Annotated in this window: 30 protein-coding genes; 13 read left to right on the top strand and 17 right to left on the bottom strand. The window is 70.4% G+C overall.

What is annotated here, in order from left to right; all coding sequences use genetic code 11:
• Positions 1 to 34: 34 nt before the first annotated feature.
• Positions 35 to 961, top strand: a complete 927-nt coding sequence (locus WCD84_RS07335; RefSeq protein WP_343280921.1) for a hypothetical protein — start codon at positions 35 to 37, stop codon at positions 959 to 961.
• Positions 962 to 978: 17 nt separating this feature from the next.
• Here WCD84_RS07335 and hemE read toward each other — a convergent pair whose 3' ends face one another.
• The 4 genes from hemE to WCD84_RS07315 all read right to left on the bottom strand — a co-directional run bounded on the left by hemE (position 979) and on the right by WCD84_RS07315 (position 4079).
• Positions 979 to 2040: a uroporphyrinogen decarboxylase gene (gene hemE, locus WCD84_RS07330; RefSeq protein ID WP_449280080.1), complete on the bottom strand. Its 1062-nt coding sequence runs from the start codon at positions 2038 to 2040 to the stop codon at positions 979 to 981.
• A gap of 47 nt (positions 2041 to 2087) precedes the next feature.
• A complete protein-coding gene (locus WCD84_RS07325) occupies positions 2088 to 2345 on the bottom strand; it encodes a WGR domain-containing protein (protein ID WP_343255701.1) in 258 nt (85 codons plus the stop codon).
• 73 nt (positions 2346 to 2418) lie between these two features.
• Entirely contained in the window at positions 2419 to 3510 is a 1092-nt protein-coding gene (gene aroB, locus WCD84_RS07320; RefSeq protein WP_343280920.1) for a 3-dehydroquinate synthase, read from the bottom strand.
• The gene (locus tag WCD84_RS07315; protein WP_343255699.1) at positions 3507 to 4079 is read right to left on the bottom strand and encodes a shikimate kinase; all 573 of its coding nucleotides are present in this window, start codon (positions 4077 to 4079) and stop codon (positions 3507 to 3509) included. The genes aroB and WCD84_RS07315 overlap by 4 nt, the downstream gene beginning before the upstream one ends.
• A gap of 133 nt (positions 4080 to 4212) precedes the next feature.
• Between WCD84_RS07315 and WCD84_RS07310 the strand changes: the two genes are divergently transcribed.
• Positions 4213 to 4416: a dodecin family protein gene (locus tag WCD84_RS07310; RefSeq protein ID WP_343255698.1), complete on the top strand. Its 204-nt coding sequence runs from the start codon at positions 4213 to 4215 to the stop codon at positions 4414 to 4416.
• On the opposite strand, the gene WCD84_RS07305 is transcribed toward WCD84_RS07310, so the two are convergent.
• On the bottom strand, positions 4397 to 5230 hold the full coding sequence (locus WCD84_RS07305; protein ID WP_343280919.1) for a kinase: 834 nt from the start codon (positions 5228 to 5230) through the stop codon (positions 4397 to 4399). The genes WCD84_RS07310 and WCD84_RS07305 overlap by 20 nt on opposite strands.
• Before the next feature lie 86 nt (positions 5231 to 5316).
• Between WCD84_RS07305 and pdxH the strand changes: the two genes are divergently transcribed.
• From pdxH to WCD84_RS07290, 3 genes are all read left to right on the top strand, one after another.
• Entirely contained in the window at positions 5317 to 5913 is a 597-nt protein-coding gene (pdxH, locus tag WCD84_RS07300; protein WP_343280918.1) for a pyridoxamine 5'-phosphate oxidase, read from the top strand.
• On the top strand, positions 5910 to 6740 hold the full coding sequence (locus WCD84_RS07295; protein ID WP_343280917.1) for a cobalamin-binding protein: 831 nt from the start codon (positions 5910 to 5912) through the stop codon (positions 6738 to 6740). The genes pdxH and WCD84_RS07295 overlap by 4 nt, the downstream gene beginning before the upstream one ends.
• 135 nt (positions 6741 to 6875) lie before the next feature.
• Positions 6876 to 7271, top strand: a complete 396-nt coding sequence (locus tag WCD84_RS07290; RefSeq protein WP_343280916.1) for a DoxX family protein — start codon at positions 6876 to 6878, stop codon at positions 7269 to 7271.
• 2 nt (positions 7272 to 7273) lie between these two features.
• On the opposite strand, the gene proC is transcribed toward WCD84_RS07290, so the two are convergent.
• Positions 7274 to 8128: a pyrroline-5-carboxylate reductase gene (gene proC / locus WCD84_RS07285; protein WP_343280915.1), complete on the bottom strand. Its 855-nt coding sequence runs from the start codon at positions 8126 to 8128 to the stop codon at positions 7274 to 7276.
• Between the two features lie 81 nt (positions 8129 to 8209).
• On the bottom strand, positions 8210 to 8923 hold the full coding sequence (locus tag WCD84_RS07280) for a YggS family pyridoxal phosphate-dependent enzyme (RefSeq protein WP_449280078.1): 714 nt from the start codon (positions 8921 to 8923) through the stop codon (positions 8210 to 8212).
• Between the two features lie 136 nt (positions 8924 to 9059).
• On the opposite strand from WCD84_RS07280, the gene WCD84_RS07275 reads away from it, so the two are divergent.
• The 5 genes from WCD84_RS07275 (at position 9060) to WCD84_RS07255 (ending at position 13296) form a co-directional block, all read left to right on the top strand.
• A complete protein-coding gene (locus WCD84_RS07275) occupies positions 9060 to 10097 on the top strand; it encodes a type IV pilus twitching motility protein PilT (RefSeq protein ID WP_343255691.1) in 1038 nt (345 codons plus the stop codon).
• A gap of 12 nt (positions 10098 to 10109) precedes the next feature.
• Positions 10110 to 11240: a PilT/PilU family type 4a pilus ATPase gene (locus WCD84_RS07270; protein ID WP_343280914.1), complete on the top strand. Its 1131-nt coding sequence runs from the start codon at positions 10110 to 10112 to the stop codon at positions 11238 to 11240.
• Between the two features lie 38 nt (positions 11241 to 11278).
• A complete protein-coding gene (locus tag WCD84_RS07265) occupies positions 11279 to 11908 on the top strand; it encodes a YajG family lipoprotein (protein ID WP_343280913.1) in 630 nt (209 codons plus the stop codon).
• Positions 11909 to 12023: 115 nt separating this feature from the next.
• Positions 12024 to 12650: a superoxide dismutase gene (locus WCD84_RS07260; RefSeq protein WP_343280912.1), complete on the top strand. Its 627-nt coding sequence runs from the start codon at positions 12024 to 12026 to the stop codon at positions 12648 to 12650.
• A gap of 184 nt (positions 12651 to 12834) precedes the next feature.
• Positions 12835 to 13296 carry an FKBP-type peptidyl-prolyl cis-trans isomerase gene (locus WCD84_RS07255; protein WP_343280911.1) on the top strand — a complete coding sequence of 154 codons (462 nt, stop codon included), beginning with the start codon at positions 12835 to 12837 and terminating at the stop codon, positions 13294 to 13296.
• 18 nt (positions 13297 to 13314) lie between these two features.
• On the opposite strand, the gene WCD84_RS07250 is transcribed toward WCD84_RS07255, so the two are convergent.
• The gene (locus WCD84_RS07250) at positions 13315 to 15120 is read right to left on the bottom strand and encodes a DUF4153 domain-containing protein (RefSeq protein ID WP_449280077.1); all 1806 of its coding nucleotides are present in this window, start codon (positions 15118 to 15120) and stop codon (positions 13315 to 13317) included.
• Between the two features lie 78 nt (positions 15121 to 15198).
• Between WCD84_RS07250 and WCD84_RS07245 the strand changes: the two genes are divergently transcribed.
• Genes WCD84_RS07245 through WCD84_RS07235 form a run of 3 tightly spaced genes read left to right on the top strand, consistent with a single transcriptional unit; the run spans position 15199 to position 17191 of the window.
• On the top strand, positions 15199 to 15765 hold the full coding sequence (locus tag WCD84_RS07245) for a YqgE/AlgH family protein (RefSeq protein WP_343277629.1): 567 nt from the start codon (positions 15199 to 15201) through the stop codon (positions 15763 to 15765).
• Positions 15765 to 16253: a Holliday junction resolvase RuvX gene (gene ruvX / locus WCD84_RS07240; protein WP_343280909.1), complete on the top strand. Its 489-nt coding sequence runs from the start codon at positions 15765 to 15767 to the stop codon at positions 16251 to 16253. The genes WCD84_RS07245 and ruvX overlap by 1 nt, the downstream gene beginning before the upstream one ends.
• Positions 16250 to 17191 (top strand): aspartate carbamoyltransferase catalytic subunit, encoded by a 942-nt coding sequence (locus tag WCD84_RS07235; RefSeq protein WP_343255683.1) that lies wholly within the window; start codon positions 16250 to 16252, stop codon positions 17189 to 17191. Before ruvX ends, WCD84_RS07235 begins: the two co-directional genes overlap by 4 nt.
• Before the next feature lie 184 nt (positions 17192 to 17375).
• On the opposite strand, the gene mgtE is transcribed toward WCD84_RS07235, so the two are convergent.
• The 9 genes from mgtE to hpf form a co-directional block, all read right to left on the bottom strand.
• Entirely contained in the window at positions 17376 to 18737 is a 1362-nt protein-coding gene (gene mgtE, locus WCD84_RS07230) for a magnesium transporter (protein ID WP_343255682.1), read from the bottom strand.
• 111 nt (positions 18738 to 18848) lie between these two features.
• Positions 18849 to 19781: a 2OG-Fe(II) oxygenase gene (locus WCD84_RS07225; protein ID WP_343280908.1), complete on the bottom strand. Its 933-nt coding sequence runs from the start codon at positions 19779 to 19781 to the stop codon at positions 18849 to 18851.
• The gene (ptsP, locus tag WCD84_RS07220; protein WP_343280907.1) at positions 19778 to 21499 is read right to left on the bottom strand and encodes a phosphoenolpyruvate--protein phosphotransferase; all 1722 of its coding nucleotides are present in this window, start codon (positions 21497 to 21499) and stop codon (positions 19778 to 19780) included. Before ptsP ends, WCD84_RS07225 begins: the two co-directional genes overlap by 4 nt.
• The gene (locus tag WCD84_RS07215) at positions 21499 to 21768 is read right to left on the bottom strand and encodes an HPr family phosphocarrier protein (protein WP_343255679.1); all 270 of its coding nucleotides are present in this window, start codon (positions 21766 to 21768) and stop codon (positions 21499 to 21501) included. Before WCD84_RS07215 ends, ptsP begins: the two co-directional genes overlap by 1 nt.
• 12 nt (positions 21769 to 21780) lie before the next feature.
• A complete protein-coding gene (locus WCD84_RS07210) occupies positions 21781 to 22173 on the bottom strand; it encodes a PTS sugar transporter subunit IIA (RefSeq protein WP_343255678.1) in 393 nt (130 codons plus the stop codon).
• Positions 22174 to 22273: 100 nt separating this feature from the next.
• Complete coding sequence (rapZ, locus tag WCD84_RS07205; protein ID WP_343255677.1) at positions 22274 to 23143, bottom strand: RNase adapter RapZ; 870 nt, start codon at positions 23141 to 23143, stop codon at positions 22274 to 22276.
• Positions 23140 to 24099 carry an HPr(Ser) kinase/phosphatase gene (gene hprK / locus WCD84_RS07200; RefSeq protein ID WP_343255676.1) on the bottom strand — a complete coding sequence of 320 codons (960 nt, stop codon included), beginning with the start codon at positions 24097 to 24099 and terminating at the stop codon, positions 23140 to 23142. The genes rapZ and hprK overlap by 4 nt, the downstream gene beginning before the upstream one ends.
• Positions 24096 to 24569, bottom strand: coding sequence for a PTS sugar transporter subunit IIA (locus WCD84_RS07195; protein ID WP_343280906.1), 474 nt, complete (start codon positions 24567 to 24569; stop codon positions 24096 to 24098). Before WCD84_RS07195 ends, hprK begins: the two co-directional genes overlap by 4 nt.
• A gap of 18 nt (positions 24570 to 24587) precedes the next feature.
• A complete protein-coding gene (gene hpf, locus WCD84_RS07190) occupies positions 24588 to 24917 on the bottom strand; it encodes a ribosome hibernation-promoting factor, HPF/YfiA family (RefSeq protein WP_343255674.1) in 330 nt (109 codons plus the stop codon).
• Positions 24918 to 24933 lie beyond the last annotated feature (16 nt).

Raw genomic sequence — 24933 nt, 5'->3', positions numbered from 1 at the left:
ATGGGACTGGAAGCGCGGGCTGGCATGCGCCGCGATGCTGTTGGTCGCGTGCGCCTCGCATGCGCTGCCGGCCGCGACCGGAGAGGCGGTGGACGATGCCCCGGAACCGTTCCTGGGCGGCTTCCTGAAGGAAACGCGCGTCGTCTATCCGCTCGAAGTCGATGGCTGGCGAGCGCAGGGCGAGAAGCTGTACGACGCAGCGGAGCTCGGCGCGTCGGTGCGCTACCAGTCCGGTGAGCGCCTGGACCGCTGGATCGACATCTATTTCTACCCGGTCGGCGTCGTGCAGGCCTCGCACCTTGACCAGGCCGCGCAGCTCACGCTGCAGGAAATCAGCACCGCCTCCGGCTACCGGGAGGTGGAGGCCGGAGCCTTGCGCAGCTTCGAAGTGGCGCTTGAAAGCGATGGCGAATCGACCAGCATCCCGGCGCGTTCGGCCGACATGCGGCTCGTGCGCGACGAGGGCGCCTTCCATTCGGCGATGGTGCTGCTGGTCGACCGCATGTACTTCGTGAAGGGTCGCTACAGCGTTGCCGCGCAGGCCATGGCGCGCGACGAGGTGCGCGCCATGCTGGAGGCATTCGTCGCGGCGATGCTGCGCGACACGTATATCGGCAGCACCGGCGGCTGCTGGTCGCCGCTGGCCATCGAGGTGCTGCCCGCGGACGCCCCGGCGCCCGCGGATGCGGGCCTCTCGATGACTTCGGATGGCGGAAACGGGGCCTGGGTGGTGGACGGGCGCGTCCTGGCGCGTGATCCGGCGAGTGCCGAAGCGCAGGCGCTGGCCGTGCTCGCGATGGGCATGGACGGCCGCGTGTACCCCGGCTGCGTCGACGCCGAGCCGCACAATCCCGAGGTGCCCGAGGGGCACCGCGAGATCCGCTTCGAATACCGCGCGCCCACCGATACGCGCAGGCACGACGGCCGCCGCCTGGCGCCGTCGGGCGCCGGCATCGGTTGAGCAAGAGCTGCGGCCGGTCAGCGCCGGCTGTAGGCGTGGACCTCGTCCACCAGCACGCGCACATGCTCCGGATCCATGCCCGGCGACATGCCGTGGCCGAGGTTGAACACGTGGCCCTCGCGCGAGCCGCCGTTGCCGTCGCGGTAGCTGTCGAGCGCGCGGCGCACTTCGCGGCGGATGGCCTCCGGCGTCCCGTACAGGGTGGTCGGGTCGAGGTTGCCCTGCAGCGCGACCTTGCCGCCGGTGGCGCGCGCGGCGTCGCCGAGCTCGATCAGCCAGTCGACGCCGAGGCCTTCCGCGCCCGAGTCGGCCAGCTCGCCGAGATAGGCGGCATTGCCCTTGCCGAACATGATCAGCGGCGTGCGGTCCGCGCCTTCGCCACGCTCGAGCTCGCGCGCGATGCGGTTGAGGTAGGGCAGCGAGAATTCGCGGTACATCGCCGGCGACAGCACGCCGCCCCAGGTGTCGAACACCTGCAGCGCCTGGGCGCCGGCCGCGCGCTGCGCGGCGAGATAGGCGATCACCGCCCGGGTGTTGACCTCAAGCAGGGCGTGCAGCGCTTTCGGATCGGTGTGCGCCATGGCCTTGATGCGGGCGAAGTCCTTGCTGCCGCCGCCTTCGACCATGTAGCAGGCCAGGGTCCAGGGGCTGCCGGAAAAGCCGATCAGCGGCACCCGGCCGTCAAGCTCGCGGCGGATCACGCGCACCGCGTCCATCACGTAGCCGAGCTCGCCTTCCATGTCCGGCACGCCGAGCTTCGCGATCGAGGCGGCGTCGCGCAGCGGGCGCTCGAACTTCGGGCCTTCGCCGTCGACGAAATACAGGCCCAGGCCCATCGCGTCGGGAATGGTGAGGATGTCGGAGAACAGGATCGCGGCGTCGAGTTCGAAGCGCTCCAGCGGCTGCAGGGTGACCTCGCAGGCCAGCTCCGGGTTCTTGGCCATGGCCAGGAAACTGCCGGCCTTGGCCCGGCTGGCGCGGTATTCGGGCAGGTAGCGGCCGGCCTGGCGCATCAGCCAGACGGGGGTGTGGTCCACGGGCTCGCGGCGCAGCGCGCGGAGGAAACGGTCGTTCTTCAGTGCTGGGGTCACGTCGGGATCCTGTAGTGCCGGCGCGCGGGGCTGCTCTAGGGCCGGGGAACGTCCGCGCCCTGCGCGAACGTCACCTGGAACCCGCGCTTGAGCTGCTGGTCGCGCGCCTGTTCCAGCGCGTGTGTCGCGCTGGCCTGGTCGAGGAACTGCTCGCGGCGCACCGTGCTGCGGCCGCCGATCTGCCCGCTTTCGCGCACCAGCAACCAGCCGCCCAGGAGGTCGGGCTGGAGCATGAGCTGCACGAAACGCGGGGCCTCGGGGCCGCCGGGTCGCTGTTGGAGGAGCAGGCGCATCCGGTGATTGTAGCCGGGCGCGGGCTTGCCGACGCCGGCCGGGCGCCGCCAGGCGCGTGCCCCGGGCGGCGGTTCAGCCCGCCCGGAGCACGTCCAGCACCCGCGCCTCGGGAACCCCGGCCACCACCCGCGCCCGGCCCGGCCCGTCCCACAGCACGAAGCGCAGGCCGTCGGCCTGGGCCTTCTTGTCCAGGCGCATGCGCGCCAGCAGCGCGGCCGGGTCGAGGCCGCGGGGAAGCGCCACCGGCAGCCCGAAGCGTTCGAGGACGCCGCACAGCGCGTCGGCATCGGCCGCGTCCGCGAGTCCCAGTCCGGCCGACAGCCGGGCCGCCAGCACCATGCCCACGGCCACCGCTTCGCCGTGGTTGAGGCCGTCGTAGCCCTGTTCGGCCTCGATCGCATGGGCGAAGGTGTGGCCGAAATTCAGCAGCGCGCGCTCGCCGTGCTCGAACGGGTCGCGCTCGACGATCGCCGCCTTGTGCGCGCAGCTGCGGGCGATGGCCGTCGCCAGCGCGGCGTCCTCGCGCTCCAGCAGCGCCCCGGCGTGGCCGCACAGCCAGTGCAGGAAGGCCTCGTCGACGATGGCGCCGTACTTGACCACTTCTGCCAGGCCGGCGCGCAGTTCGCGGTCGGGCAGGGTGCGCAGCGCGCCGGTATCGGCGAACACGGCGCGGGGTGGATGGAAGGCGCCGACGAGGTTCTTGCCGGCGGCCAGGTCGACCGCGGTCTTGCCGCCCACCGATGAATCCACCATCGCCAGCAGGCTGGTCGGCAGCTGCACGCAGTCGATGCCGCGCATCCAGCAGGCGGCGGCGAAGCCGGCCAGGTCGCCGACCACGCCGCCGCCGAGGGCGTAGACGCAGGCATCGCGGGTGGCACCGAGGGCGGCCAGCGCGTCGATCGCGGCGCCGAAGCCCTCCAGCGTCTTGCTGGCCTCGCCGGCGGCAAGCACGAAGGCATCCACGCGTGCGTCCGGGCGTGCGCCGCGCAGGGCGTCGCAGACCTGGCGCGCGTACAGCGGACCGACGTGGCTGTCGCTGGCCACCAGCGCCTGGCGTCCGCGCAGCGGCGCGGCCAGGGCTGCGCCGTCCGCCAGCAGGCCCGGGCCGATGGTGATGGCGTAGGGCGCCGGGCCGCCGACGTCGATGCGTTGGCGCGCGCTCACGCCGCCGGCTCCGGCGTGGCCCGCGTCGCCGCGGCCAGCGCGCCGCGGCGCCACGTGGACTCCAGCAGGGTCGCCAGCCGCTGCGCGGCGTCCTGGGCCGGCGCCGGGGCGGGTTCGAAGACGAGGTCCGCCACCTCCGCATAGAGCGGATCGCGCTCGGTGGCCAGGCGCGCCAGGATCGGGGCGCGGTCGCCGCGCGCCAGCAGCGGCCGGCTGCGGTCGCGCGCCAGGCGCTGCAGCTGCGCGGGCACGTCCGCATGCAGGTGGACCACGAAGCCGCCGCGGGCCAGGTTGCGCCGGGTGCCTGCATCCAGCACCGCGCCGCCGCCGGTGGAAATCACCGCATCCGGCCCGGCCAGCAGGTCGGCCAGCACGTCGCGTTCGCGCGCCCGGAAGCCGGCTTCGCCCTCGCAGTCGAAGATCGTCGCGACGGTGGCACCGGTGCGCCGTTCGATTTCCTGGTCGCTGTCGACGAAGGCGAGCTCGAAATGACGCGCCAGGCAGCGCCCGACCGAGGTCTTGCCGGCGCCCATGGGGCCGACGAGCACGAGGTGGCGGGCGGGATTCATGGGCGTTGGCGTGCGCTGTCCGGAGTGTGCCGATGCTAGCAGCCGGCCGCCGGCGAAGGCATGGCCTTAACGGCCACGCACCGAGGATGGCGCTTCGCCACCGGTCCGGTGGCCAATACGGAAGGAGAACACCATGTCGGTTGCCAAGGTCATCGAGATCAATGCGTCCTCGCCCACCAGCGTCGAGGACGCCGTGCGCAAGGGGCTGGCCAAGTGCGCGGAATCGGTGAAGGGCATCAGGGGTGCCTGGATCAACGAAACCAAGGTCGTCACCGACGGCGACGGCACCATCACCGAGTGGCGCGTGAACCTGCGCATCAGCTTCGTGGTCGACTGAGCGCGGTCGCCGCAGCGGCCGGTCGCCGCAGCGCGTCCAGCGTGATCACGTGGTCGGCAATGCCGGGCAGGGTGCGCAAGGCCTGGCGGCTGGTTCGTTCGTGGTGCTGGACGAAGCGTTCGACGCCGGCACGGTCCATGCCGGCGCTGGCGTCGCCGCTGGCGTCGCGCAGGCCCTGTTCGGCCTGCCATCGCCATTCCGGCACGACTCCGAACGAGGGCGGCAGGAGCAGGAGCAGGCGATCGATCAGCTGCCACAGCGCGGGATAGTCGCGTGCCAGCGCGTGGTTGCACCAGCGCCGCCAGCGGCCGTCGGCGTCTTCGTCGCGCTCCAGGGCGTTGAGCGGCGCGACCAGGGCCGCGTCGTCCTCGGCCGGCGTCCCCAGGAACCAGCCCTCGAACACGACCAGGTCCACTGCCCGCGCCGCCACCGGCCATCGGGCGCGCGGCAGGCGGTCGTCGGCAAGCTTGTCGAAGCGTGGCAGGGCGGCGCCGCGGCCCGCGCGCAGGGCGTCGAGCACGTCGATCGCAAGCGCGACCTCGTGCGTGCCCGGCGGTCCGCGCGTGGCCAGCAGCGGATGGACCTCGCGCGCCAGCCGCTGGCGGTCCGCGTGGCCGAGGTAGACATCGTCGATGGACAGCACCGCGCACTGCAGGCCGCGGCTCCGCGCGTGCGCGGCCAGCTGTGCGGCGAAGGTCGACTTGCCGCTGCCCTGCAGGCCGCTGATTCCCAGGATGCGCGCACCCTGGCGCAGCGCGTCGTCCAGCGTCGCGGACACGAGGCGGCTGTCGAAGCCCGGGGTGGACCTGTGCATCGGCGTCGCCATCCGGGCACGATAGCGCAGGTGCGCACGCGTCCCGCGCACGCCGACGACAGCAGAACCGCGGAGCCGCCCAGCTTATGACCGACCTTTACGCCGAAGCCCTGCACACCTTCGACGCGCTGTTTGACGAGGCGCTGGCTGGCGGCGAACCCGATCGCACCGCCATGCAGCTGGCCACCGCCACCGCCGACGGCCGCCCCTCGCTGCGCACCGTGCTGTTGAAGGCGCACGACGCGCGCGGCTTTGTCTTCTACACCCACCTTGAGGGCCGCAAGGGCCGCGAGCTCAAGTCCAACCCGCGGGCGGCGCTGCTGTTCCACTGGCCGCGCGTTCGGCTGGGGGTCCAGGTGCGCATCGAGGGCGGCGTGGCGATCGTGGACGAGGCCGAAGCCGACGCCTATTTCGCCAGCCGTCCGCGCGGCAGCCAGCTCGGCGCCTGGGCGTCGCTGCAGTCCGAAACGCTGGAGTCGCGCGAGGAGTTCGATCGCCGCCTGGCCGACTGCGAGCGCGAGTTCGAAGGCCGTGACGTGCCGCGGCCGCCGCGCTGGACCGGCCTGCGCGTGGATCCCGAACGCATCGAGTTCTGGTACGCCGCCGAATACCGCTGGCACGAGCGCTGGCTGTACGAACGCGACCTCGCCGGCGGCTGCAGCAAGCGGATGCTGTACCCGTGAGCAGCGCTGCCGCGGCCCTGCGTGGCCCCAGGCGCATCGTCTGCCTGACCGAAGAACCCACTGAAACGCTGTATGCACTGGGCGAGCAGGACCGGATCGTCGGCATCAGCGGCTTCACCGTGCGTCCGCCGCGGGCGCGCCGCGAGAAGCCCAAGGTCAGCGCATTCACCAGCGCGAAGATCGACGCGATCATGGCGCTGGAGCCCGACCTCGCGATCGGTTTCTCCGACATCCAGGCCGACATCGCCGCCGAGCTCGTGCGCCGCGGCGTCGAGGTCTGGATCAGCAACCATCGCAGCGTCGAGGGCATTGTCGACTACGTGCGCCGGCTGGGTGCCCTGGTCGGCGTGCCCGAACGCGCCAATGACTACGCCGACGCCCTGCTGCGAGGTGTCGAGGACGTCGAGGCCCGTGCGGCAGCGCTGTCGCGGCGCCCGCGCATGTATTTCGAAGAATGGGACGATCCGCCGATCACCGGCATCCGCTGGGTGGCCGAGCTGATGCGCATCGCCGGCGGCGACGATGTGTTCCCGGAGCTTGCGGCCGAGCCGCTGGCGAAGCAGCGCATCCTCGCCGATGCGACCGAGGTGGTGCGTCGCGCGCCGGACATCATCGTCGGCTCCTGGTGCGGCAAGAAGTTCCGCCCCGACAGGGTCGCGGCGCGGCCCGGCTGGGACGCGATCCCGGCGGTCCGCGACGGCGAGCTGCACGAAGTGAAGTCGCCGCTGATCCTGCAGCCCGGCCCTGCGGCGCTGACCGACGGCCTGCTTGCGCTGGCCGACATCGTGCATGGCTGGGCAGAGCGACAGCAGGCGCGCGCCCGGTAGGAGCACGGCCCGAAGGCGGCTGAAAAGCCGGCGCCGCCGTTCGCCAACGGCGGGCGGGCTGGCGGGCGGTGCACAAGCTGACGACCGCTGCGGGCGTCTGCCATGATTCGCGACTCCAGACAACGGGACACGGCCATGAACCAGGCTGCGATGCAAGACCTCGCGCGGCTGCTGCTGCGCGTCACCCTCGGCGTGCTCATCCTGCTGCACGGCATCACCAAGCTGCGCGGGGGCATGTCCGGCATCGAGGGCATGGTCGAGGCGCAGGGCCTGCCCCGCATCTTCGCCTACGGTGTCCTGGTCGGCGAGGTGCTGGCGCCGCTGATGCTGCTGGCCGGCTTCCACGCCCGCATCGGCGCGGTGCTGGTCGCGATCAACATGCTGTTCGCGATCGCGCTGGCGCACATGGGCGAGCTGGGCCAGTTGAATGCCAGCGGCGGCTGGGCGCTGGAACTGCAGGGCATGTTCCTGGGCACGGCCATCGCCATCGCGCTGCTCGGCCCGGGGCGCTACGGCATCAACCAGCGCTGAGGTCAGTCGTTCGCGGCCGACAGTTCGCGGCCGCGGACGGCGGCGGCATTGATCGCCGACGCGACCAGCGTGCGCAGGCCGCCGGCTTCGAACGTTTCGATCGCCGCCTGGGTGGTGCCGCCGGGCGAGGTGACGCGGCGGCGCAGTTCCGCCGGCGCTTCGTCGGAGCCGGTGAGCATGCGGGCGGCGCCGAGCAGGGTTTCCTGCACCAGGGTGCGCGCGGCGTCCGCCGGCAGGCCCTGGGCGCGGGCCGCGTCCTCCATCGCCTCGGCAAGCAGGAACACATAGGCCGGGCCGCTGCCGGACACCGCGGTGACGGCGTCCATCAGCGCTTCGTCCTCGACCCAGACCGTCTTTCCGGTGGTCGCCAGCAGCGCCTGGGCGCGCTCGCGGCCGGCAGCGTCCACGGCGGCGTTGGCGTGCAGTCCGGTCACCCCGGCGCCGAGCAGGGCGGGAGTGTTGGGCATGGCGCGGACCACGGCGGCATCGCCGCCGAGCCAGGATGCGAGCTGGCCGGCGGTGATGCCGGCGGCGATCGAGATCGCGAGCGGGCGTGACGCACGGGCGCGGTCGGCCAGGTCTTCGCAGACTTCGCGCATCACCTGCGGCTTGACCGCGAACACCCAGGCGTCGGCGGCGGCCACGGCATCGGCGGCATTGGCGTGGACCTGCACGCCGAACTCCCGCGCCAGCGCCTCGCGAAGCGCGTCGACCGGTTCAGCCACGTGGATGCCGGCCGGATCCGCGCCGCGCGCGACCATGCCGCCGATCAGGCTGCGCGCCATGTTGCCGCCGCCGATGAACGCGGTCGCCTGCGGGGTGGTGGTGGATCGGGAACCGGTCCGGGAATCAGTCATGGCGTGGATCCTGCATGGACGTGGCCGGCCATTGTCGCCGAGGCCCACCGCCGCCGCGACCTTCGCCAGGCCGCGCCCCGCTCAGGCCGGTGGCCGCGGTCCGAACAGCGCGCTGCCGATGCGGACCATGGTCGCGCCCTCGGCGATCGCGAGTTCGAAGTCCTCGCTCATCCCCATCGACAGCATGTCCGCGCCCGGGTGCCCGGCCAGCAGTGCGTCATGCAGCGTGCGCATGGTCGCGAACGCGGCGCGGCGGTGTTCGAGGTCGGGGTGCGGCTCGGGGATCGCCATCAGCCCGCGCAGCGCCAGCGTGGGCCGGGCGGCGATCGCCTCGGCCAGCGCCGGCACGTCGGCGGGTGCGCAGCCGTGCTTGCCGGCCTCGCCGTCGACGTTGACCTGGATCAGCACGTTCAGCGGCGGCCGCTGCGGATCACGCGCCGCGGCCAGCGCCGCCACCAGCTTCGGGCGGTCGATCGACTGCACCCAGTCGAACAGGGCCGCGGCCTGCGCCGCCTTGTTCGACTGCAGATGGCCGATCAGGTGCCATTCGATTCCGGCACCGTCCAGCGCGGCAACCTTGGCCGACGCTTCCTGCACGTAGTTCTCGCCGAACGCGAGCGTGGCGCCGGGGCGCAGGGTCGCCCACTCCCCGGCCAGGGCCGCGATCTCGCCGGCCTCGCGGGTCTTGCCCACCGCGACAAGGCGCGGCATTGGCCGCGGGCCGCCGCGGATCGCGTTTTCTTTGCGGGCGTCGTCCATTGCTTGAAGGACGCGCGCGAGGGGTCGATCCGGCATCTGCCTGCTCCTCCAGCACCGCTGGTTCTGTGACGCGTTTACGGGGCTATACTGCCGCCGGGGAGTACTCTGGCGCCAGTCGCGACGCGGCCTGGCGTCCCGCAATCAACTTGTGCACTGCCGCTGGGGAGCATGCATGGATATCGCCGAACTTCTGGCGTTCTCGGTCAAGAACAAGGCCTCGGACCTGCACCTGTCTGCAGGCCTGCCGCCCATGATCCGCGTCGACGGCGACGTCCGCCGGATCAACATTCCGGCGCTCGACCACAAGCAGGTCCACGCGCTGGTCTACGACATCATGTCGGACAAGCAGCGCCGCGACTACGAGGAATTCCTCGAGGTCGACTTCTCGTTCGAGATCGCAGGCCTTGCCCGCTTCCGCGTCAACGCCTTCAACCAGAACCGCGGCGCCGGCGCGGTGTTCCGCACGATTCCGTCCGAGGTGCTGACGCTCGAGGACCTCGGCACGCCGCGGATCTTCAAGGAGCTGATCGACCAGCCGCAGGGCCTGATCCTGGTCACCGGCCCGACCGGCTCGGGCAAGTCGACCACGCTCGCGGCGATGGTCGACCATGTCAACAAGACCGAGTACGGGCACATCCTCACCATCGAGGACCCGATCGAGTTCGTGCACACCGCGCAGAAGTGCCTGATCAACCAGCGCGAAGTGCACCGCGACACCCACGGCTTCAACGAGGCGCTGCGCTCGGCGCTGCGCGAGGATCCCGACGTCATCCTCGTGGGTGAGCTGCGCGATCTTGAAACCATCCGCCTGGCGTTGACCGCTGCGGAAACCGGCCACCTGGTGTTCGGCACCCTGCATACCTCGTCGGCGGCCAAGACCATCGACCGCATCATCGACGTGTTCCCCGCCGGCGAGAAGCCGATGGTGCGCTCGATGCTGTCGGAGTCGCTGCGCGCGGTGATCTCGCAGGCGCTTTTGAAGAAGGTCGGCGGCGGCCGCACTGCGGCCTGGGAAATCATGGTCGGCATCCCGGCCATCCGCAACCTGATCCGCGAGGACAAGGTCGCGCAGATGTATTCCTCGATCCAGACCGGCCAGCAGCACGGCATGATGACGCTCGACCAGCACCTGCAGGACCTGGTCAAGCGCGCCATGGTCACGCGCCAGCAGGCGCGCGACTATGCCAAGGACAAGCGGCTGTTCGAGTAACCGGAGCATTCCATGAGCGCCATCGACTTCACTTCCTACCTCAAGCTGATGGCCCACCAGAAGGCCTCGGACCTGTTCATCACCGCCGGCATGCCGCCGTCGATGAAGGTCCACGGCAAGATCTCGCCGATCACCCAGAACGCGCTGACGCCGCAGCAGGCGCGCGACCTGGTGCTGAACGTGATGACGCCGCCGCAGCGCGAGGAGTTCGAACGCACCCACGAGTGCAACTTCGCCATCGGCGTGTCCGGCGTCGGCCGTTTCCGCGTGTCGTGCTTCTACCAGCGCAACCAGGTCGGCATGGTGCTGCGCCGGATCGAGACCCGGATCCCGTCGATCGAGGAGCTCAACCTCCCACCGATCATCAAGACCCTGGCGATGACCAAGCGCGGTCTGATCATCTTCGTCGGTGCCACGGGTACCGGTAAATCGACCTCGCTTGCGTCGATGATCGGCTACCGCAACCAGAACTCCACCGGGCACATCATCACCATCGAGGACCCGATCGAGTTCGTGCACAAGCACCAGGGCTGCATCATCACCCAGCGCGAGGTCGGCATCGACACCGACAACTGGGAGAACGCGCTCAAGAACACCCTGCGCCAGGCGCCGGACGTGATCATGATCGGCGAGGTGCGCACCCGCGAGGGCATGGACCACGCCATCGCCTTCGCCGAAACCGGCCACCTGGTGCTGTGCACCTTGCATGCCAACAACGCCAACCAGGCGATGGACCGCATCATCAACTTCTTCCCCGAGGACCGTCGCGGCCAGCTGTTGATGGACCTGTCGCTGAACCTCAAGGGCGTGGTCGCGCAGCAGCTGCTGCCGACGCCGGACGGCAAGGGGCGCCGCGTGGCGATGGAGATCCTGCTCGGCACGCCGCTGGTGCAGGACTACATCCGCGACGGCGAGATCCACAAGCTGAAGGAGGTCATGAAGGAGTCGACCAACCTCGGCATGAAGACCTTCGACCAGAGCCTGTTCGAGCTCTACCAGGCCGGCGAGATCTCCTACGAGGACGCGCTGCGCTACGCCGACTCCGCCAACGAGGTGCGCCTGCGCATCAAGCTCGCCCAGGGCGGCGATGCGCGCACGCTGTCGCAGGGGTTGGATGGGGTCGAGGTGGCGGAAACGAACTGATTCATCAACATGTGACAGGGGGTGTTATGGGTCGTTTGATGCGTTGCGTGCTGGTTGCAGCATTCCTGGCCTTGGGCGGATGCGCGTTGACGGCGGAGAAAATCGACGTCGCCTATCAGCCCGCGTCGGGCGTGGCGCCGATCGAAGGCGCCGGAAACGTGCAGGTCGCCCTGCAGGTCAATGACGTCAGGACCGAGCGCGATCGCGTCAGCTCCAAGACCAATGGCTACGGGCAGAAGATGGGGGCGATCTCGCTGAACCAGGACCTGACGGAACTGGTCAAGGACGCGCTGGAGGCCGAGCTTGACGTCCGGGGGTACAGCCTGGCCGGCAACGGGATCCAACTGGTCTGCGACATCGTCGACTTCAACAACGAATTCCGGAGCGGCTTCTGGTCGGGGACTGCGGTCGGCAACGTCCGCTTCAACGTCAAGATCCGGAGTTCGGAAGGCAACATCATCTATACCGAGATGATCACCGGTGACGGACAGGAGGAGGGGATCCAGCTCGCGTCGGGCAAGAACGCCGCTCCAGCGCTCGAACGCGCGCTCCAGGCCGCGGTTGCGGCGCTGATGGCACGGAGTGATTTCCATGCCGCACTGGCCAAGGCGGGTGGAGCCGCTGGCGGGCAGCCGCCGCCGATGCCCCAGACGCCCGGATCGGAGTAGTCGCTGCCCCGGGAGCCGCCGGTGCGACCGGAACGGAGCATCCCCACTGTCTTGTCCGAATCTTTACCGGTTCCGTAGGACAATGTGCTGCAACCCATTTTTTACGGAGATCCCCATGGCCTTCACCCTGCCCAAGCTTCCCTACGCCTATGACGCGCTCGAGCCACATATCGACGCGCAGACGATGGAAATCCACCACACCAAGCACCACCAGACCTATATCAACAACGCCAACGCCGCGCTCGAGGGCACGGAATGGGCCGACAAGAGCGCCGAGGAGATCATTGCCAACCTCGACGCGCTGCCCGAAGACAAGCGCGGCCCGCTGCGCAACAACGCCGGTGGCCACGCCAACCATTCGCTGTTCTGGACGGTGATGTCGCCCAAGGGCGGCGGCAATCCGACCGGTGAAGTGGCCAAGCGCATCGACAGCGACCTCGGCGGCTTCGACGCCTTCAAGGAAGCCTTCACCAAGGCCGCGCTGACCCGCTTCGGCAGCGGCTGGGCGTGGCTGAGCGTGGACACGTCCGGCAAGCTCAAGGTCGAGAGCAGCGCCAACCAGGACAACCCGCTCATGAAGGGCATCGGCTCGGGCAACACCCCGATCCTGGGCCTGGACGTGTGGGAGCACGCGTATTACCTGAAGTACCAGAACCGCCGCCCGGACTACATCGGCGCGTTCTACAACGTCGTCGACTGGAACGAGGTCGAGCGCCGCTACCAGGAAGCCGTCGCCGGCTGATCGCCCAAGAGCCCGCGCGGACGCGTGGTCTCTTTCCCGCAAAGCGGGGAAATACCGGCAATAGAAGAACCCCGCAATCCTGCGGGGTTTTTCATGGAGCCGGTCACGCCGATGCGAATCCGGGCTTGCGCGGCCGCGTGGCGCTGGCGAGGATGCTGCGGTACCCGACGAGGATCGCGCCAGGATGGACATCGCCGACAGCCGCATCGCCACCGTGCACTTCACGCTCACCGACGCTGACAGCGGCGAGCAGATCACCAGCACGCGTGGGCACGCGCCCTTGACCTACATGCACGGCAGCGGCGGCATCGTCCGCGGCCTGGAGAATGCGCTGGCAGGACGAAAGGCCGGCGACCGGTTCGAGGTTGTCGTTGCTCCGGAAGACGGCTTCGGCCCTCGCCACGAGGCGCTGCTGCAGACGCTGCCGCGAACGATGTGGCGCGCGCCGTCGGAGCCGAACGTCGGCGACCGGCTGGAGACCACCACCGCCAATGGGCCGCTGGAGGTGGTGGTCACGGCGGTGGATGCCGACACCCTCACCGTCGACGGCAATCATCCGCTGGCCGGGCGCCGCGTCCGTGCCGAGGTCGAAGTGGTCGCAGTGCGGGTGCCGACGCCGGACGAGGTGCAGTTCGGCCTCGGCTGAAGCGCCACAGCTGCCGGCTCAGGGACCAGCGGGGCCGGCGCTGTCGAACTGCCGCGGCTGGTCATCGCCGATCCGCAGGTCCGGCCAGCGTTGCGGAACCGCCTGCACCCGGCCAGCCAGCAGGTCGCGGCGCAGCGCGCGGCGCCAGGCCTGCTCCGGTGTCCCCGGTGGCCACATCTGCAGGTGGGCCGTGATGCCCCACTCGCCCGCATCATCCCGGGCGAACAGCGCGCACCGGGCGCCATAGCCGTCTCCGAGCGTACACAGCAGGGGGTCGACGGCGCCGTCGGCGTCGAGGTCGGGCGTCAGCAGGATGCAGTCGTCGGCCGCCCCGGCACACTCGTTCCTGCCCGGGCGTTCCGTGGCCAGCGCCTCCCACCAGTCCTCACCGGGCGCGATTGCGCCATCGGCCAGCTGGACCTGCGCACGCAGCTGCGCCACATCGCGCACCGATCGTGCGGCTTCGTCGTTCCGCGGCGCGCCCCAGCGGTTGGTTCGCGCAATCACTCGCTCGAGCTCCCCGAGCCGTTTCGCGTTGCCTGCCCAAGCGGCGTGGTCGCGCAGTGCAAGCGTGGCTTCGTAGCCGCGGCGACCGCTGTCGTGACGCAGCCAGGCGAGGTCGAAGTCTTCGGCATCGATACGTCCGTCCGCCAAGCGCTGCAGCTGGCTCGCCACCGCGATCCGCTGCGCGTCCAGAAGCGGCGTGTTGGCGAGGATCGCCAGCGCCACCACGACCAGCGACATCACCCGGTTCACCGGCCGGATCGCGCCCAGCCAGCCGGAGCGGTTGCGCAGCGTCGCCCAGGCGTAGCCAAAGGCGTAGCCGCATACCACCACCGCGAGCAGCACGGCCCAGAACCGTTCAGTGGTCCAGCCGTACTGGTGGATGCGCAGCCACAGCGCATACAGCGCCAGCAGCGCGTACACCGGCAGCAGCACCAGGCCGGCGTCGACCAGGCGCCGCAGCCAGCCCGGATAGGGCCGTTCGCCCTGGCCGTCCTGCAGCACCGAGTTGGTGAACGCCACCAGCAGCGCGACCACGGCAACCAGCGTGGACGCGGCCGAGCGCATTTCCCACAGCGGCGCCAGGCCGGTGAACGGCAGGCTGGCCACGAAGAGCACGGCGATGAACGCCAGCAGCGGCAGCAGGCCGGTGAAGATCGCGAACAGGATCTGCCGCGCCACCTGCACCGCGCGGTGCTGGGTGCGGCCGATCAGCACGCCCAGGCCGGCCATGGCGCCGGTGGCGAGGTAGATGAAGGCGTCTTCGCGGAACAGCTCGCGGAAGAAGTCGATCTTCACCAGTGCGAACAGCGCCCCCCAGAGCCACAGCACCAGCCAGCAGATGCCGGTGAACAGCGCCGCCAGCGCCAGCGTCAGCGTGTTCTGCCAGGCGTGTTCGAACAGGCAGGGGTAGGGCGCGCGCCAGTGGCCGTGGGCCAGCCTGCACTGCAGCCAGGGCAGGGCGACGAACAGGCCGACGGCCAGCGACGCACCGAATGGCCCCAGCACGCTGCCGGCCTTGATCCCGGGGCCGCCGGTGGCGTTCCACGATGCCCAGGCGGCCAGCACGGCGAACACCACGGTCGCCCCGATCGCGTGCTGCCAGAAGCGCGCGTCGCGCAGGCGCACCACGCTCAGCGCCATCATCGTCGGCACGGCCAGCACCAGGGTGTACCAGCAGACCCGGCCGGCCAGCTCGGCGAACGGCCACCAGCCCGCGTCGTGGCCCTTCTGCGCCAGGTACATCAGGCCGCCCTGGAGCACCGCCAGCAATACGATGAAGGCGCGCTCGTTGCGCGGCAGGGTGGCGTCTACGGACATGGCGGTTTCCGCGGCGGGTGAAGGCACCATGGTAGCCGGCAGCGGGCGCGTGGCGCCGCCACTGGATAGAATGACGCCATGTCCGTCCAGTCCACGCCACTCGCCAACCAGCTGCTGGTCGCGCTTCCCTCGCTGGCCGACGGCAATTTCGCGCGCACCGTGTCGCTGCTGTGCCAGCACGATGCCGGCGGCGCCATGGGCGTGGTGGTCAACCGGCGCTCGGACTACACGCTGGGCGAGATTTTTTCGCAGATGGGCATCGCCTGCAGCGACGACGCGCTGTGCGCGAGGGTGGTCCTTGCCGGTGGTCCCGTGCACCCCGAGCGCGGCTTCGTGATCCACGATGGCGATCGCGACTGGGATTCCAGCCTCACCATCGCCGACGGCCTGCGCGTCACCACCTCGCGCGACGTGCTTGAGGCGATGGCGCGGGGCGAGGGTCCGGACAAGGCCGTGCTGGCGCTTGGCTGCGCCGGCTGGAGTCCCGGGCAGCTGGATGCGGAACTGGCCGAGAACAGCTGGCTGACCGTGCCGTCCGACGATGAACTCCTGTTCGACCTGCCGCTGGACGCGCGCTGGCAGGCCGCGGCGGGCCGCATCGGCGTCGACCTGGCGCATATGCCCGATTACGCCGGGCACGCCTGATGGCCGGCATCCGCCAAGACGGGACGGTGCTCGGCTTCGACGTCGGTGCGCGCCGCATCGGCGTCGCCGTGGGCAGCGCCTTCGGCCACGGCGCGCGCGCGCTGGAAGTGGTCGACGTGCATGCGGGCAAGGTCGACTGGTCCGCGATCGACAGGCTGCAGAAGGAGTGGCGCCCCGATGGCTGCGTGGTCGGCGACCCGATGACCCTCGACGGCGGCGACCAGCCGATCCGGCTGCGCGCGCGCGCGTTCGCGCACGAACTGGCGCGTCGCTATTCGATCCCGGTGGTGATGGTCGACGAGCGATCGAGTTCAATCGAAGCCGCGCAGCGCTTCGCCGTGGACCGCGCCGAAGGCCGTCGCCGCCGCCGCGACGCCGCCGCGCTGGACGCGGTGGCCGCCGCGGTCATCGTCGAGCGCTGGCTGGCCGCGCCCGGCGACGCCACCGTGGTCGATCCCGACGCCGCCGAACCGGACGCGAGCGCATGACCCTGCAGTCCACCGCCGACGGCCGCCTGCGCCACCTGCTGACCCTGGAGGGCATGCCGCGGTCGACCCTGGTCGGGCTGCTCGACCGAGCCCAGGCTTTCGTGGACCACGGCGGCGGCGCCGATCCGCGCGCGGCGCTGGCCGGCACCGCGGTGTGCACGCTGTTCTTCGAACCCTCCACGCGCACGCGGCTGTCGTTCCAGCGCGCGGCGCAGCGCCTGGGTGCGGACGTGCTCGGCTTCGATGCGTCCACGTCATCCACCAGCAAGGGCGAGACCGCGCTCGACACCCTGCGCAACATCGAAGCCATGGGCGTGCGTGGCTTCGTCGTCCGCCATCGCGAAGACGGCGCCGCGGCCATGCTTGCCACCGCCGCCCGGCCGGGCACCGCGGTGGTCAACGCCGGTGATGGCCGCAGCGCGCATCCGACACAGGGCCTGCTGGACGTGCTGACCCTGCGCCAGGCCAAGGGCGCGGACTTCAGCGGCTTGAAGGTGGCGATCATCGGCGACATCCGCCATTCGCGCGTCGCACGCTCCGAGCTGCATGCGTTGCGCGTGCTGGGCGTCGGGGACATCCGCGCCTGCGGGCCGCAGGCCCTGCTGCCCGACGACGCGACGCTGGCCGGCTGCAGCGTCGGCAGCGACCTCGATGCCGCGCTCGAGGGCGTGGATGCGGTGTTCATGCTGCGCCTGCAGCGCGAGCGCATGGTCGAAGGCCTGGTCCAGTCGCTGGAGGAGTATCACCGCGACTATGGCCTGACCCGCGAACGCCTGCGTCGCGCCGCGCCCGATGCCGTGGTCCTGCATCCCGGGCCGATGAACCGCGGCGTGGAGATCAGCGACGAGGTGGCCGACGGGCCGCAGTCGATGGTCCTGCAGCAGGTGGCGAACGGCGTGGCGGTGAGGATGGCCGTGCTGGAAGCGTTGCTGGCCTGAGCTGGCGTCGGCATCCCCGCCTGACGCGGCAGCCTTCACTGTAGGAGCAGCTATAGCTGCGATCGTAGATCCGGTCGCAGCTATAGCTGCTCCTACGGAGGGAGGGCCCGGTCGCAGCTATAGCTGCTCCTGCGGAGGGAGGCCCCGGTCGCAGCTATCGCTGCTCCTGCGGAGCGGGCTTCTGTCAGCGCAGCAGGACGACTGTCGCCAGGCCCAGGAAGCTGAAGAACCCCACCACGTCGGTCACCGCGGTGACCACCACGCCACCCGCGACCGCCGGATCGATGTCGGCGCGCTTCATCGCCAGCGGCACCAGAACACCGGCCAGCGCGGCCGAGGCGAAGTTGATGACCAGGGCGGCCGTGATCACCACGCCCAGCATCCAGTCCTGGAACCAGGCGAAGGCCACCAGGCCGACGAAGCCGCCGATCAGCAGGCCGTTGATCAGCGCCACCCGCAGCTCCTTCCACAGCAGCACGCTGGCATTGCTCGCACCGACCTGGCCCAGCGCAAGGCCGCGCACCATCAGCGTCAGCACCTGCATGCCGGCGTTGCCGCCGATGCCGGCGACGATCGGCATCAGCACGGCGAGCGCCACGATCTGTTCGATGGTGGCCTCGAAGCGCCCGATCACCGCGGCGGCCATGAAGGCCGTGGCGAGGTTCACGCCCAGCCACACGATGCGCCCGCGCACCGCGCGCCGCACCGGCGAGAACAGGTCCTCGTCCTCGTCCAGGCCGGCGGCGCCCAGCGCCTGGTGCTCGGCCTGCTCGCGGATGATGTCGACCACGTCGTCGATGGTGATGCGGCCGAGCAGCACGTTGCCCTCGTCGACCACCGGCGCGGAGACCCAGTCATGGTCGGAGAACTGGCGCGCCACCGACTCCGCCGACTCGCCAACGTGGATCGCGGTGAGTTCGTCGTCGATCAGCTTGTTGACCGGGCTGCCCGGGTCGCGGGTCACCAGGTCCTGCAGCGCGACCCAGCCCAGCAGCTGGTGGCGGCGGTTGACCACGTACAGATGGTCGGTGTGCTCGGGCAGCTCGCCGCGCAGGCGCAAAAAGCGCAGCACCACGTCGACCGTGGTGTCGGCGCGCACCGTGACCACGTCGGGGTTCATCAGTCGGCCGGCGGTGTCCTCGGCGTAGGACAGGGCCTGCTCCAGGCGCTCGCGGTTCTCCCGGTCCATCGACTTCAGGACTTCGTCGATCACCGTGTCCGGCAGGTCCTCGACCAGGTCGGCGAGGTCGTCGATGTCGAGGTCTTCGACCGCGGCGACGATCTCGTCGGGATCCATGTCCGCGAGCAGGCTTTCGCGCACCTCGTCGCCGACGTGGACCAGGACCTCGCCGTCGTCCTCGGCATTGACCAGGCCCCACACCACCATGCGGCGGTCGGGCGGCAGCGACTCGAGCAGGTTGCCGATCTCGGCCGGCGCCAGCGTGTTGACCAGCCGCCGCACCGGGCCCAGGCGGCCGCTGTCGAGCGCATCGGACAGCAGGCGCAGCTGGCGCGCGGTCTTGTCGTGGCGGACGGCTTCGGCCATGGAATGCTTCCGAGGGGGCGCGTCGCGCGACGGTGATGCGCGACAGGGGTCAGGCGTTCATGGCTGCATTATCGCCCGCGCCGATGTCGCTGCCCACCCCGCAGCCGGGGCTCAGCGCCTGAAGCGTGCAAGGATCCGCCGCGCGGCCGCGAACAGTCGGCTTGCGAAGCTCCGGCCCAGCTCCGCCTGGAGCAGGCGCATGTCGGCATACAGGCGCCGGCTGTGCGCATCGCGGCGTGCGAGCAGCTCGTGCAGCTCCTCGACGTCGCGCGCGGTCAGCACGCGACCGGGGGCGATGCGGGCAGGCAGCGGGCGGTCCACGTAGACGGTGGAGTGCGGTGATGCGGCTTCGTCGCTCGGCCGCTCGCGCGTATAGAAGTACAGCGCGATCGATCGCCGGGTGAGCCCGGCCCGTTCCGGCGGCAGGCGGATCGGGGGGAAGCCGTGCCAGCTGTGCTCGGTGGTCTCGAAGATCACGCAGCGGTTGTACGCAGGCACCACCGCGACCACTTCATCGGCGCCGGGATCATGCGGGTCGCGGTGGAGCTCGAGTGCGCCACCCCAGTCCGCGTCCCACTCCGGGTTGAGGTACACGATCAGGTTCAGGCGCCGGTGCCAGCCGGTGGCGGGGTGGTGGTTGAAGTCGATGTGGTTGTCGAGGCTCTGGCCGTCGCGGTTCTCGTGGGTGCCGCCGCCGAAATAGTCGACGTCGTAGAGCAGGCCGTCGATGCCGGTCGTTCGTTCGACCAGGCCGAGGAACCCGGGCGACCGGACGCAGGCATCCAGCCGGGCATACGCCTCGCCCAGTCCGCGAATGCGCTCGACCGTGGACTTGCCGCTCGCGATGCCATCCTCGTTGAGCGCGTTGCCCCGTTCGAAGGCCGGGAACTGCGCCAGCAGTGCGTCGGCGAACGCGGGGACGAAGAAGCCTTCCATGACGCAGTGGCGAAAGGGCGTGGCCGAGAGGAAACCGGCCCGCGTTGTTCCTGCATCCTCGATCACCGCGGGTGCGATGATGCCGGCGAGGGCGTCATCACCGCTCATGTCGCGGTGGCCGCCGCCAGCCAGCGCGCGATGCCGGCCTGGTCGCGGGCGCGCAGCAGCGTCGGAAGGCGCTGCTTGAGCGCGGCAAGGTCGAGCGAGCGCACTTCGCGCCGTACTTCGAGCAGGGTTGCCGGGTGCAGGCTGAATTCCTCCAGCCCGAGCGCGAGCAGCAGCGGGGTGAACAGGGGATCGCCGGCCATCTCGCCGCAGATCGCCGCCGGGCGGCCATGCGCCCGCGCGGTGGCCAGCACCTGGTGCAGCAGCTGGATCACCGCGGGGTGCAGCGGACTGTGGAGTTCCTGCAGGGCGTCGTTGCCACGGTCGGCCGCGAGCAGGTACTGCACCAGGTCGTTGGTGCCGATCGAGATGAAGTCGACCATGTCGATCAGCGCCGGCAGCGCGATGGCTGCCGCCGGCACTTCGATCATCGCCCCCAGGGGAATGGTGTCGGACACCGCATGCCCGTCGCGACGCAGGCGCGCGCCGACCTGGCGCACGAGCCGGCGCGCGGCGACCAGCTCTTCGCGCCGCGCCACCATCGGCAGCAGGATCCGCAGCGGCCCATAGCCGGACGCACGCAGGATCGCGCGCAGCTGGGTGGTGAACACTTCGCGCCGGCTCAGGGCCAGGCGCACGCCGCGTACGCCCAGCGCCGGATTGGGCTCGCCGGGCAGCACGAGCCCGCTGTCGTCGGCCTTGTCGGCGCCAACGTCGAGGGTGCGGATGGTCGCGATGCGCCCGGTCATGCCAAGGACGAGGTCGCGGTAGGCAACGAACTGTTCGTCCTCCGACGGCAGCTCGTTGCGCTGCAGGAACAGGTATTCGGTGCGGTAGAGGCCGATGCCGGCCGCACCGAGGGCGTGCGCTTCGGCCACGTCCTCGCGGGTCTCGGCGTTCGCATACAGGCGGATGTCGACGCCGTCGAGCGTGCGCGAGGGCTCGCGGCGCAGGCGGTGCAGCTGGCGCCGCTCGCGCTTGCCTTCGCGCACGCGTTCGCGGTGCGCAAGCAGGTCGTCGGCACCGGGATCGACGATCACAAGCCCGGTCGTGCCGTCGATCATCAGCACGTCGCCGTCGTTGACCTGGGCCAGCGCCTGCGGCGCGCCCACCACCAGCGGGATGTGCAGGCTGCGCGCGAGGATGGCGCTGTGCGACAGCAGGCTGCCACCCGCGGTCACGATGCCGATCACGCCGCGCGCATGCAGCCGCGCGACTTCCGACGGACCCAGGGCGTCGGCCACCAGGATTTCGCCGGCCACGCCCGTCGGCCTGGCGTCGTGCCGGTGCAGCGCGGCATGGATGCGGCCGATGACGTGGTCGATGTCCTCGATGCGGCTGCGGAAATAGGGGTCGTCCATGCTCTCGAACACCGCGGCCAGGCGGTTGCGCTGCATGCGCAGCGCGTAGTCGGCGCCGTAGAGATCACGGGTGATGAGATCGTCCAGGCCCTGCAGCAGCTCGGGGTCGTCAAGCAGCAGGGCATGCAGGTCGAGGAATTCGCCGACCTCCTTGGCGAGCGCGCCGTGCAGGCGCGAGCGCAGGTCGCGCAGGTCGGCCCGCACCATGTCGATGGCCTCGTGCAGGCGCGCCACTTCGCCGGGTGCCGCGGCGCGGGTGATGCGCTCCTCGGCGACCTCCAGCGCGTGCGGCTGCCGCACCCGGGCGCGGCCCAGGGCGTTGCCCCGGGATGCGCCGTGGCCGGGCAGCAGCTGGCGCATCAGCTGTCCTCGTCGAATCGCCGCTCGAACAGCCCGCACACAGCGTCGGCGGCGGCCACTTCGTCCGGCCCATCGACGCACAGCCTGACGGCGGTGCCGGTGCCGGCTGCAAGCAGCATCACTCCCATGATGCTCTTGGCATTGACCTCGCGACCCTTGGCGGTGAGGGTCGCGTTGACGTCGTAGTCCGACAGCAGCTGCACCAGGCGCGCGGTGGCGCGCGCGTGCAGCCCCAGCCGGTTGGAGACGGTGAGTTCGCGTTCGATCATGGCAGTCCCGCCTCAGGCGTCATCGTGCACCACTCCATTGCGCGCGCCCGCGGCGGCCACCGCGGGCAGTTGGTCCAGCGGCAGTTCGGGATAGTTCAATACCCGCAGCAGCATTGGCAGGCTCAGCGCCGAGACGCGACGCACAGGCGTGCCCAGGTGGGCCAGGCGCGCGGCGAGGTTGGCGGGGGTGGCGCCATAGACATCGGTCAACAGCAGCACGCCGTCGCCGCTGTCGGCGCGACGCAGGGCGGCGCTGGCGGCTGGCAGCATGGCGTCCGGATCGGCGTCATAGGACATCTCGAAGACTTCGATCGCGAGGGGCAGCGTACCCAGAAGCCGGCCCGCCACCGCCTTGAACGCGGTGCCGATGCCAACGTGGGTGATGAGCAGGATGCCGACGGCCATCGATACAAATTAGCAGAGCCGCATGACCCTCAGGAAGCGGCGCGTGCGGGATCCGCAGATTCCAGCGCTGCCCGCGGCCGGCCCGCGCCCGGTTGGGCCATCAATCCAGGCCGCGGTGGTGGGTGGCGACTTCCTTCCAGCCCTTGGCGCGCGCATGTTCGGCTGCGGCTTCGGCCAGGTAGACCGAACGGTGGCGGCCGCCGGTGCAGCCGAAGGCGACGGTGACGTAGCTGCGCGTGGACGAATGCATGCGCGGCAGCCAGGCGTCGAGGAAGCCGTTGACGTGCTGCAGGTACTCGACGACCTCCGGCTGCGCCGCGAAGAACTCGCGCACCGGGCCGTCGCGCCCCGACAGCGGCCGCAGTCGGGCATCCCAGTGCGGGTTGGGCAGGGCGCGGGCGTCGAACACGAAGTCCGCGTCCGGCGGCACGCCGCGGCGGTAGGCGAAGGATTCGAACAGCAGCGACAGCGATGAATCCATGCTCAGGCCGAGATCGGTCAGGACCCGGCGGCGCAGCTGGTGCACGTTCAATTCGCTGGTGTCGATGATGACGTCGGCCAGCGAGACCAGCGGGCGCAGCACCTGGCGCTCCAGCGCGATGGCGTCCGACAGGGCCAGTCCAAGCCGGGTCAGCGGGTGCCGGCGGCGGGTGTCGGCGTAGCGCTTGAGCAGGACGTCGTCGATGGTGTCGAAGAACACCAGCTTCGGGTCGAAGCCCATCGCCCCGACCGCGGACAGCCACTCCGGGATGCTGGCAAGGTCGCCGCGGCTGCGCACGTCGACTCCGACCGCGAGCTTCTGCGAGGCGCGCTCGGGATGGGTGGCGCTGCGCACGAAGTCGGGCAGCAGCTCCGCCGGCAGGTTGTCGACGCAGTAGAAGTCGAGGTCTTCGAGCGTGTTGAGGGCCACGGATTTGCCGCTTCCGGACATGCCGCTGACGATGATCAGCGAGTTGTTGGCGGTGTTCATGACATGCCCCGCTCGAGGAAATGGGAGTGGCGCGCGAGGAATGCGGACGCCGGGTCCACGCCCTTTGCGCGCAGCACGTGCACGCGGGTGGCGGCTTCGGTGAGCACCGCGAGGTTGCGGCCCGGCATCACCGGCAGGGTGATCATCGGCACGTCCAGGTCCAGCACGCGGCGCGCGCCGAGGTCGCCGGTCAGGCGCACCATGCCGCTGGGGTCGCGCGCCTCGCGGCCGTCCTCGGGCCGTGCAAGATGGACGATCAGGCGCAGGTACTTGTTCCGCTTCACCGCGGTGTCGCCGAACATCTCGCGGATGTTGAGCACGCCAAGCCCGCGCAGCTCGAGCAGGTCCTGCAGCAGTTCGGGGCAGGTGCCGTCGAGGACGTCGGGGGCGATCTGCGCGAACTCCGGGGCGTCGTCGGCGACCAGGCGATGGCCGCGCGTCACCAGCTCCAGCGCGAGCTCGCTTTTGCCGGTCCCGGACTCGCCGGTGATCAGCACGCCGATGGAGTAGATCTCCATGAACACCCCGTGCAGCGTGACCCTGGGCGCCAGCGCACCGGCCAGGTGGTACTGCAGCACGTTGTAGAGCTCGTGGCCGCGGCGCTGCGACGACCACAGCGCGATGCCCGACTCCTCGGCCATCTCCACTAGGTCCTCGGGGCAGGGCTGGCCTTTGTTGACCACCAGCGCCAGCGGCTCGAACTGCAGGATCTTTTCCAGTGTTTCCCAGCGCTGCCTGGGCTCCAGGCCGTCGAGCCAGGCCAGCTCCTCGCTGCCGAGGATCTGCACCTTGTTGGGATAGATGATGTTGAGGTAACCGGCCAGCGACGGCCGGCGCGACACGGTGTCGACCGACTCGAGCTGGCGCGTGGCGCCGGCCCGGCCGGCGAGCCACTTCAGCTCGAGCCGTTCGCGGAGCTGGTCGAACAGCGCCTGCGCGGTGATCACCGCCTTCATGCCGATCGCGCCGCGGGCGAGCCGCCCGAGCGCAGGAGCAGCGCACGCAGCGCGTTGATGTCCGGTGCGTGTCGCACGGCCTGCCGGAAGTCGGCATCGGCGAACCGCCCCGCCAGCTCCGACAGGGTATCGAGGTGGTGCTGGGTGCGATCGCCGGGCACCGCCATGGCGAAGACGAGGTCTACCGGTTCGCCGTCGCGCGCGTTGAAATCTATCGGGTTCGCCAGCCGCAGGAAGGCGGCAAGCGGCTCGCTGCAGGAGTCGCTGCGGCAGTGCGGAATGGCGACGCCGTGGCCAATCGCGGTGCTGCCGACGGCCTCCCGGTCGCGAAGGCCATTGGCGATCAGCCCGGTCCATTCCGGAGAATCGCCGCCCAGCAGGCGGGCGGCGACATCCAGGACCTGGTCACGGCTGCCGGGCGACACCACCTGCACGATGCGGCTGGCGGAGAGCAGGTCGGTGTATGGCATCCCCGGGCCTTCTGTGCCTCAGCCGAACTCGCCGTCGCGCACGGGATTGCCGCCGCGGCGATGGTGGTCGATCATTTTCTTCTTCTCCTTCACCAGCATCCGGTCGAGCTTGTCGGCGAGCAGGTCGATGGCCGCGTACATGTCGGCGGCGCGGGCGTCGGCGTGGAGCGTCTTGCCGGCCACGCTGACGGTGGCTTCGGCGCGGTGGTCGGGCTTGTCGATGCTGAGCTGGGTGCGGACCTGCAGCGGCGGGTCGTACAGCCGCGACAGGCGGCCAAGCTTGGTCTCGACGTAATCGCGCAGCGCCGGGGTGACGTCCATCTGCTGGCCGTGGGTCTCGATGAGCATCGCAACCTCCTTCTCG

Origin of the sequence: Luteimonas changyuni, assembly GCF_039548395.1 — a bacterium.
Taxonomy (GTDB): Bacteria; Pseudomonadota; Gammaproteobacteria; order Xanthomonadales; family Xanthomonadaceae; genus Luteimonas.
The sequence above is the reverse complement of the archived record's forward strand: the minus strand, read 5'-3'. Positions and strand labels throughout refer to the sequence as shown.

What these genes read in the sequence shown, in the direction of transcription:
- WCD84_RS07335 (WP_343280921.1), top strand. Translation starts at nt 35, where the DNA reads ATGCTGTTGGTCGCGTGCGCCTCGCATGCGCTGCCGGCCGCGACCGGA.
- WCD84_RS07325 (WP_343255701.1), bottom strand. Translation starts at nt 2,345, where the DNA reads ATGCGCCTGCTCCTCCAACAGCGACCCGGCGGCCCCGAGGCCCCGCGT.
- WCD84_RS07315 (WP_343255699.1), bottom strand. Translation starts at nt 4,079, where the DNA reads ATGAATCCCGCCCGCCACCTCGTGCTCGTCGGCCCCATGGGCGCCGGC.
- WCD84_RS07310 (WP_343255698.1), top strand. Translation starts at nt 4,213, where the DNA reads ATGTCGGTTGCCAAGGTCATCGAGATCAATGCGTCCTCGCCCACCAGC.
- WCD84_RS07305 (WP_343280919.1), bottom strand. Translation starts at nt 5,230, where the DNA reads ATGCACAGGTCCACCCCGGGCTTCGACAGCCGCCTCGTGTCCGCGACG.
- pdxH (WP_343280918.1), top strand. Translation starts at nt 5,317, where the DNA reads ATGACCGACCTTTACGCCGAAGCCCTGCACACCTTCGACGCGCTGTTT.
- WCD84_RS07290 (WP_343280916.1), top strand. Translation starts at nt 6,876, where the DNA reads ATGAACCAGGCTGCGATGCAAGACCTCGCGCGGCTGCTGCTGCGCGTC.
- proC (WP_343280915.1), bottom strand. Translation starts at nt 8,128, where the DNA reads ATGACTGATTCCCGGACCGGTTCCCGATCCACCACCACCCCGCAGGCG.
- WCD84_RS07280 (WP_449280078.1), bottom strand. Translation starts at nt 8,923, where the DNA reads ATGCCGGATCGACCCCTCGCGCGCGTCCTTCAAGCAATGGACGACGCC.
- WCD84_RS07275 (WP_343255691.1), top strand. Translation starts at nt 9,060, where the DNA reads ATGGATATCGCCGAACTTCTGGCGTTCTCGGTCAAGAACAAGGCCTCG.
- WCD84_RS07270 (WP_343280914.1), top strand. Translation starts at nt 10,110, where the DNA reads ATGAGCGCCATCGACTTCACTTCCTACCTCAAGCTGATGGCCCACCAG.
- WCD84_RS07265 (WP_343280913.1), top strand. Translation starts at nt 11,279, where the DNA reads ATGCGTTGCGTGCTGGTTGCAGCATTCCTGGCCTTGGGCGGATGCGCG.
- WCD84_RS07260 (WP_343280912.1), top strand. Translation starts at nt 12,024, where the DNA reads ATGGCCTTCACCCTGCCCAAGCTTCCCTACGCCTATGACGCGCTCGAG.
- WCD84_RS07255 (WP_343280911.1), top strand. Translation starts at nt 12,835, where the DNA reads ATGGACATCGCCGACAGCCGCATCGCCACCGTGCACTTCACGCTCACC.
- WCD84_RS07250 (WP_449280077.1), bottom strand. Translation starts at nt 15,120, where the DNA reads ATGTCCGTAGACGCCACCCTGCCGCGCAACGAGCGCGCCTTCATCGTA.
- WCD84_RS07245 (WP_343277629.1), top strand. Translation starts at nt 15,199, where the DNA reads ATGTCCGTCCAGTCCACGCCACTCGCCAACCAGCTGCTGGTCGCGCTT.
- ruvX (WP_343280909.1), top strand. Translation starts at nt 15,765, where the DNA reads ATGGCCGGCATCCGCCAAGACGGGACGGTGCTCGGCTTCGACGTCGGT.
- WCD84_RS07235 (WP_343255683.1), top strand. Translation starts at nt 16,250, where the DNA reads ATGACCCTGCAGTCCACCGCCGACGGCCGCCTGCGCCACCTGCTGACC.
- mgtE (WP_343255682.1), bottom strand. Translation starts at nt 18,737, where the DNA reads ATGGCCGAAGCCGTCCGCCACGACAAGACCGCGCGCCAGCTGCGCCTG.
- WCD84_RS07225 (WP_343280908.1), bottom strand. Translation starts at nt 19,781, where the DNA reads ATGAGCGGTGATGACGCCCTCGCCGGCATCATCGCACCCGCGGTGATC.
- ptsP (WP_343280907.1), bottom strand. Translation starts at nt 21,499, where the DNA reads ATGCGCCAGCTGCTGCCCGGCCACGGCGCATCCCGGGGCAACGCCCTG.
- WCD84_RS07215 (WP_343255679.1), bottom strand. Translation starts at nt 21,768, where the DNA reads ATGATCGAACGCGAACTCACCGTCTCCAACCGGCTGGGGCTGCACGCG.
- WCD84_RS07210 (WP_343255678.1), bottom strand. Translation starts at nt 22,173, where the DNA reads ATGGCCGTCGGCATCCTGCTCATCACCCACGTTGGCATCGGCACCGCG.
- rapZ (WP_343255677.1), bottom strand. Translation starts at nt 23,143, where the DNA reads ATGAACACCGCCAACAACTCGCTGATCATCGTCAGCGGCATGTCCGGA.
- hprK (WP_343255676.1), bottom strand. Translation starts at nt 24,099, where the DNA reads ATGAAGGCGGTGATCACCGCGCAGGCGCTGTTCGACCAGCTCCGCGAA.
- WCD84_RS07195 (WP_343280906.1), bottom strand. Translation starts at nt 24,569, where the DNA reads ATGCCATACACCGACCTGCTCTCCGCCAGCCGCATCGTGCAGGTGGTG.
- hpf (WP_343255674.1), bottom strand. Translation starts at nt 24,917, where the DNA reads ATGCTCATCGAGACCCACGGCCAGCAGATGGACGTCACCCCGGCGCTG.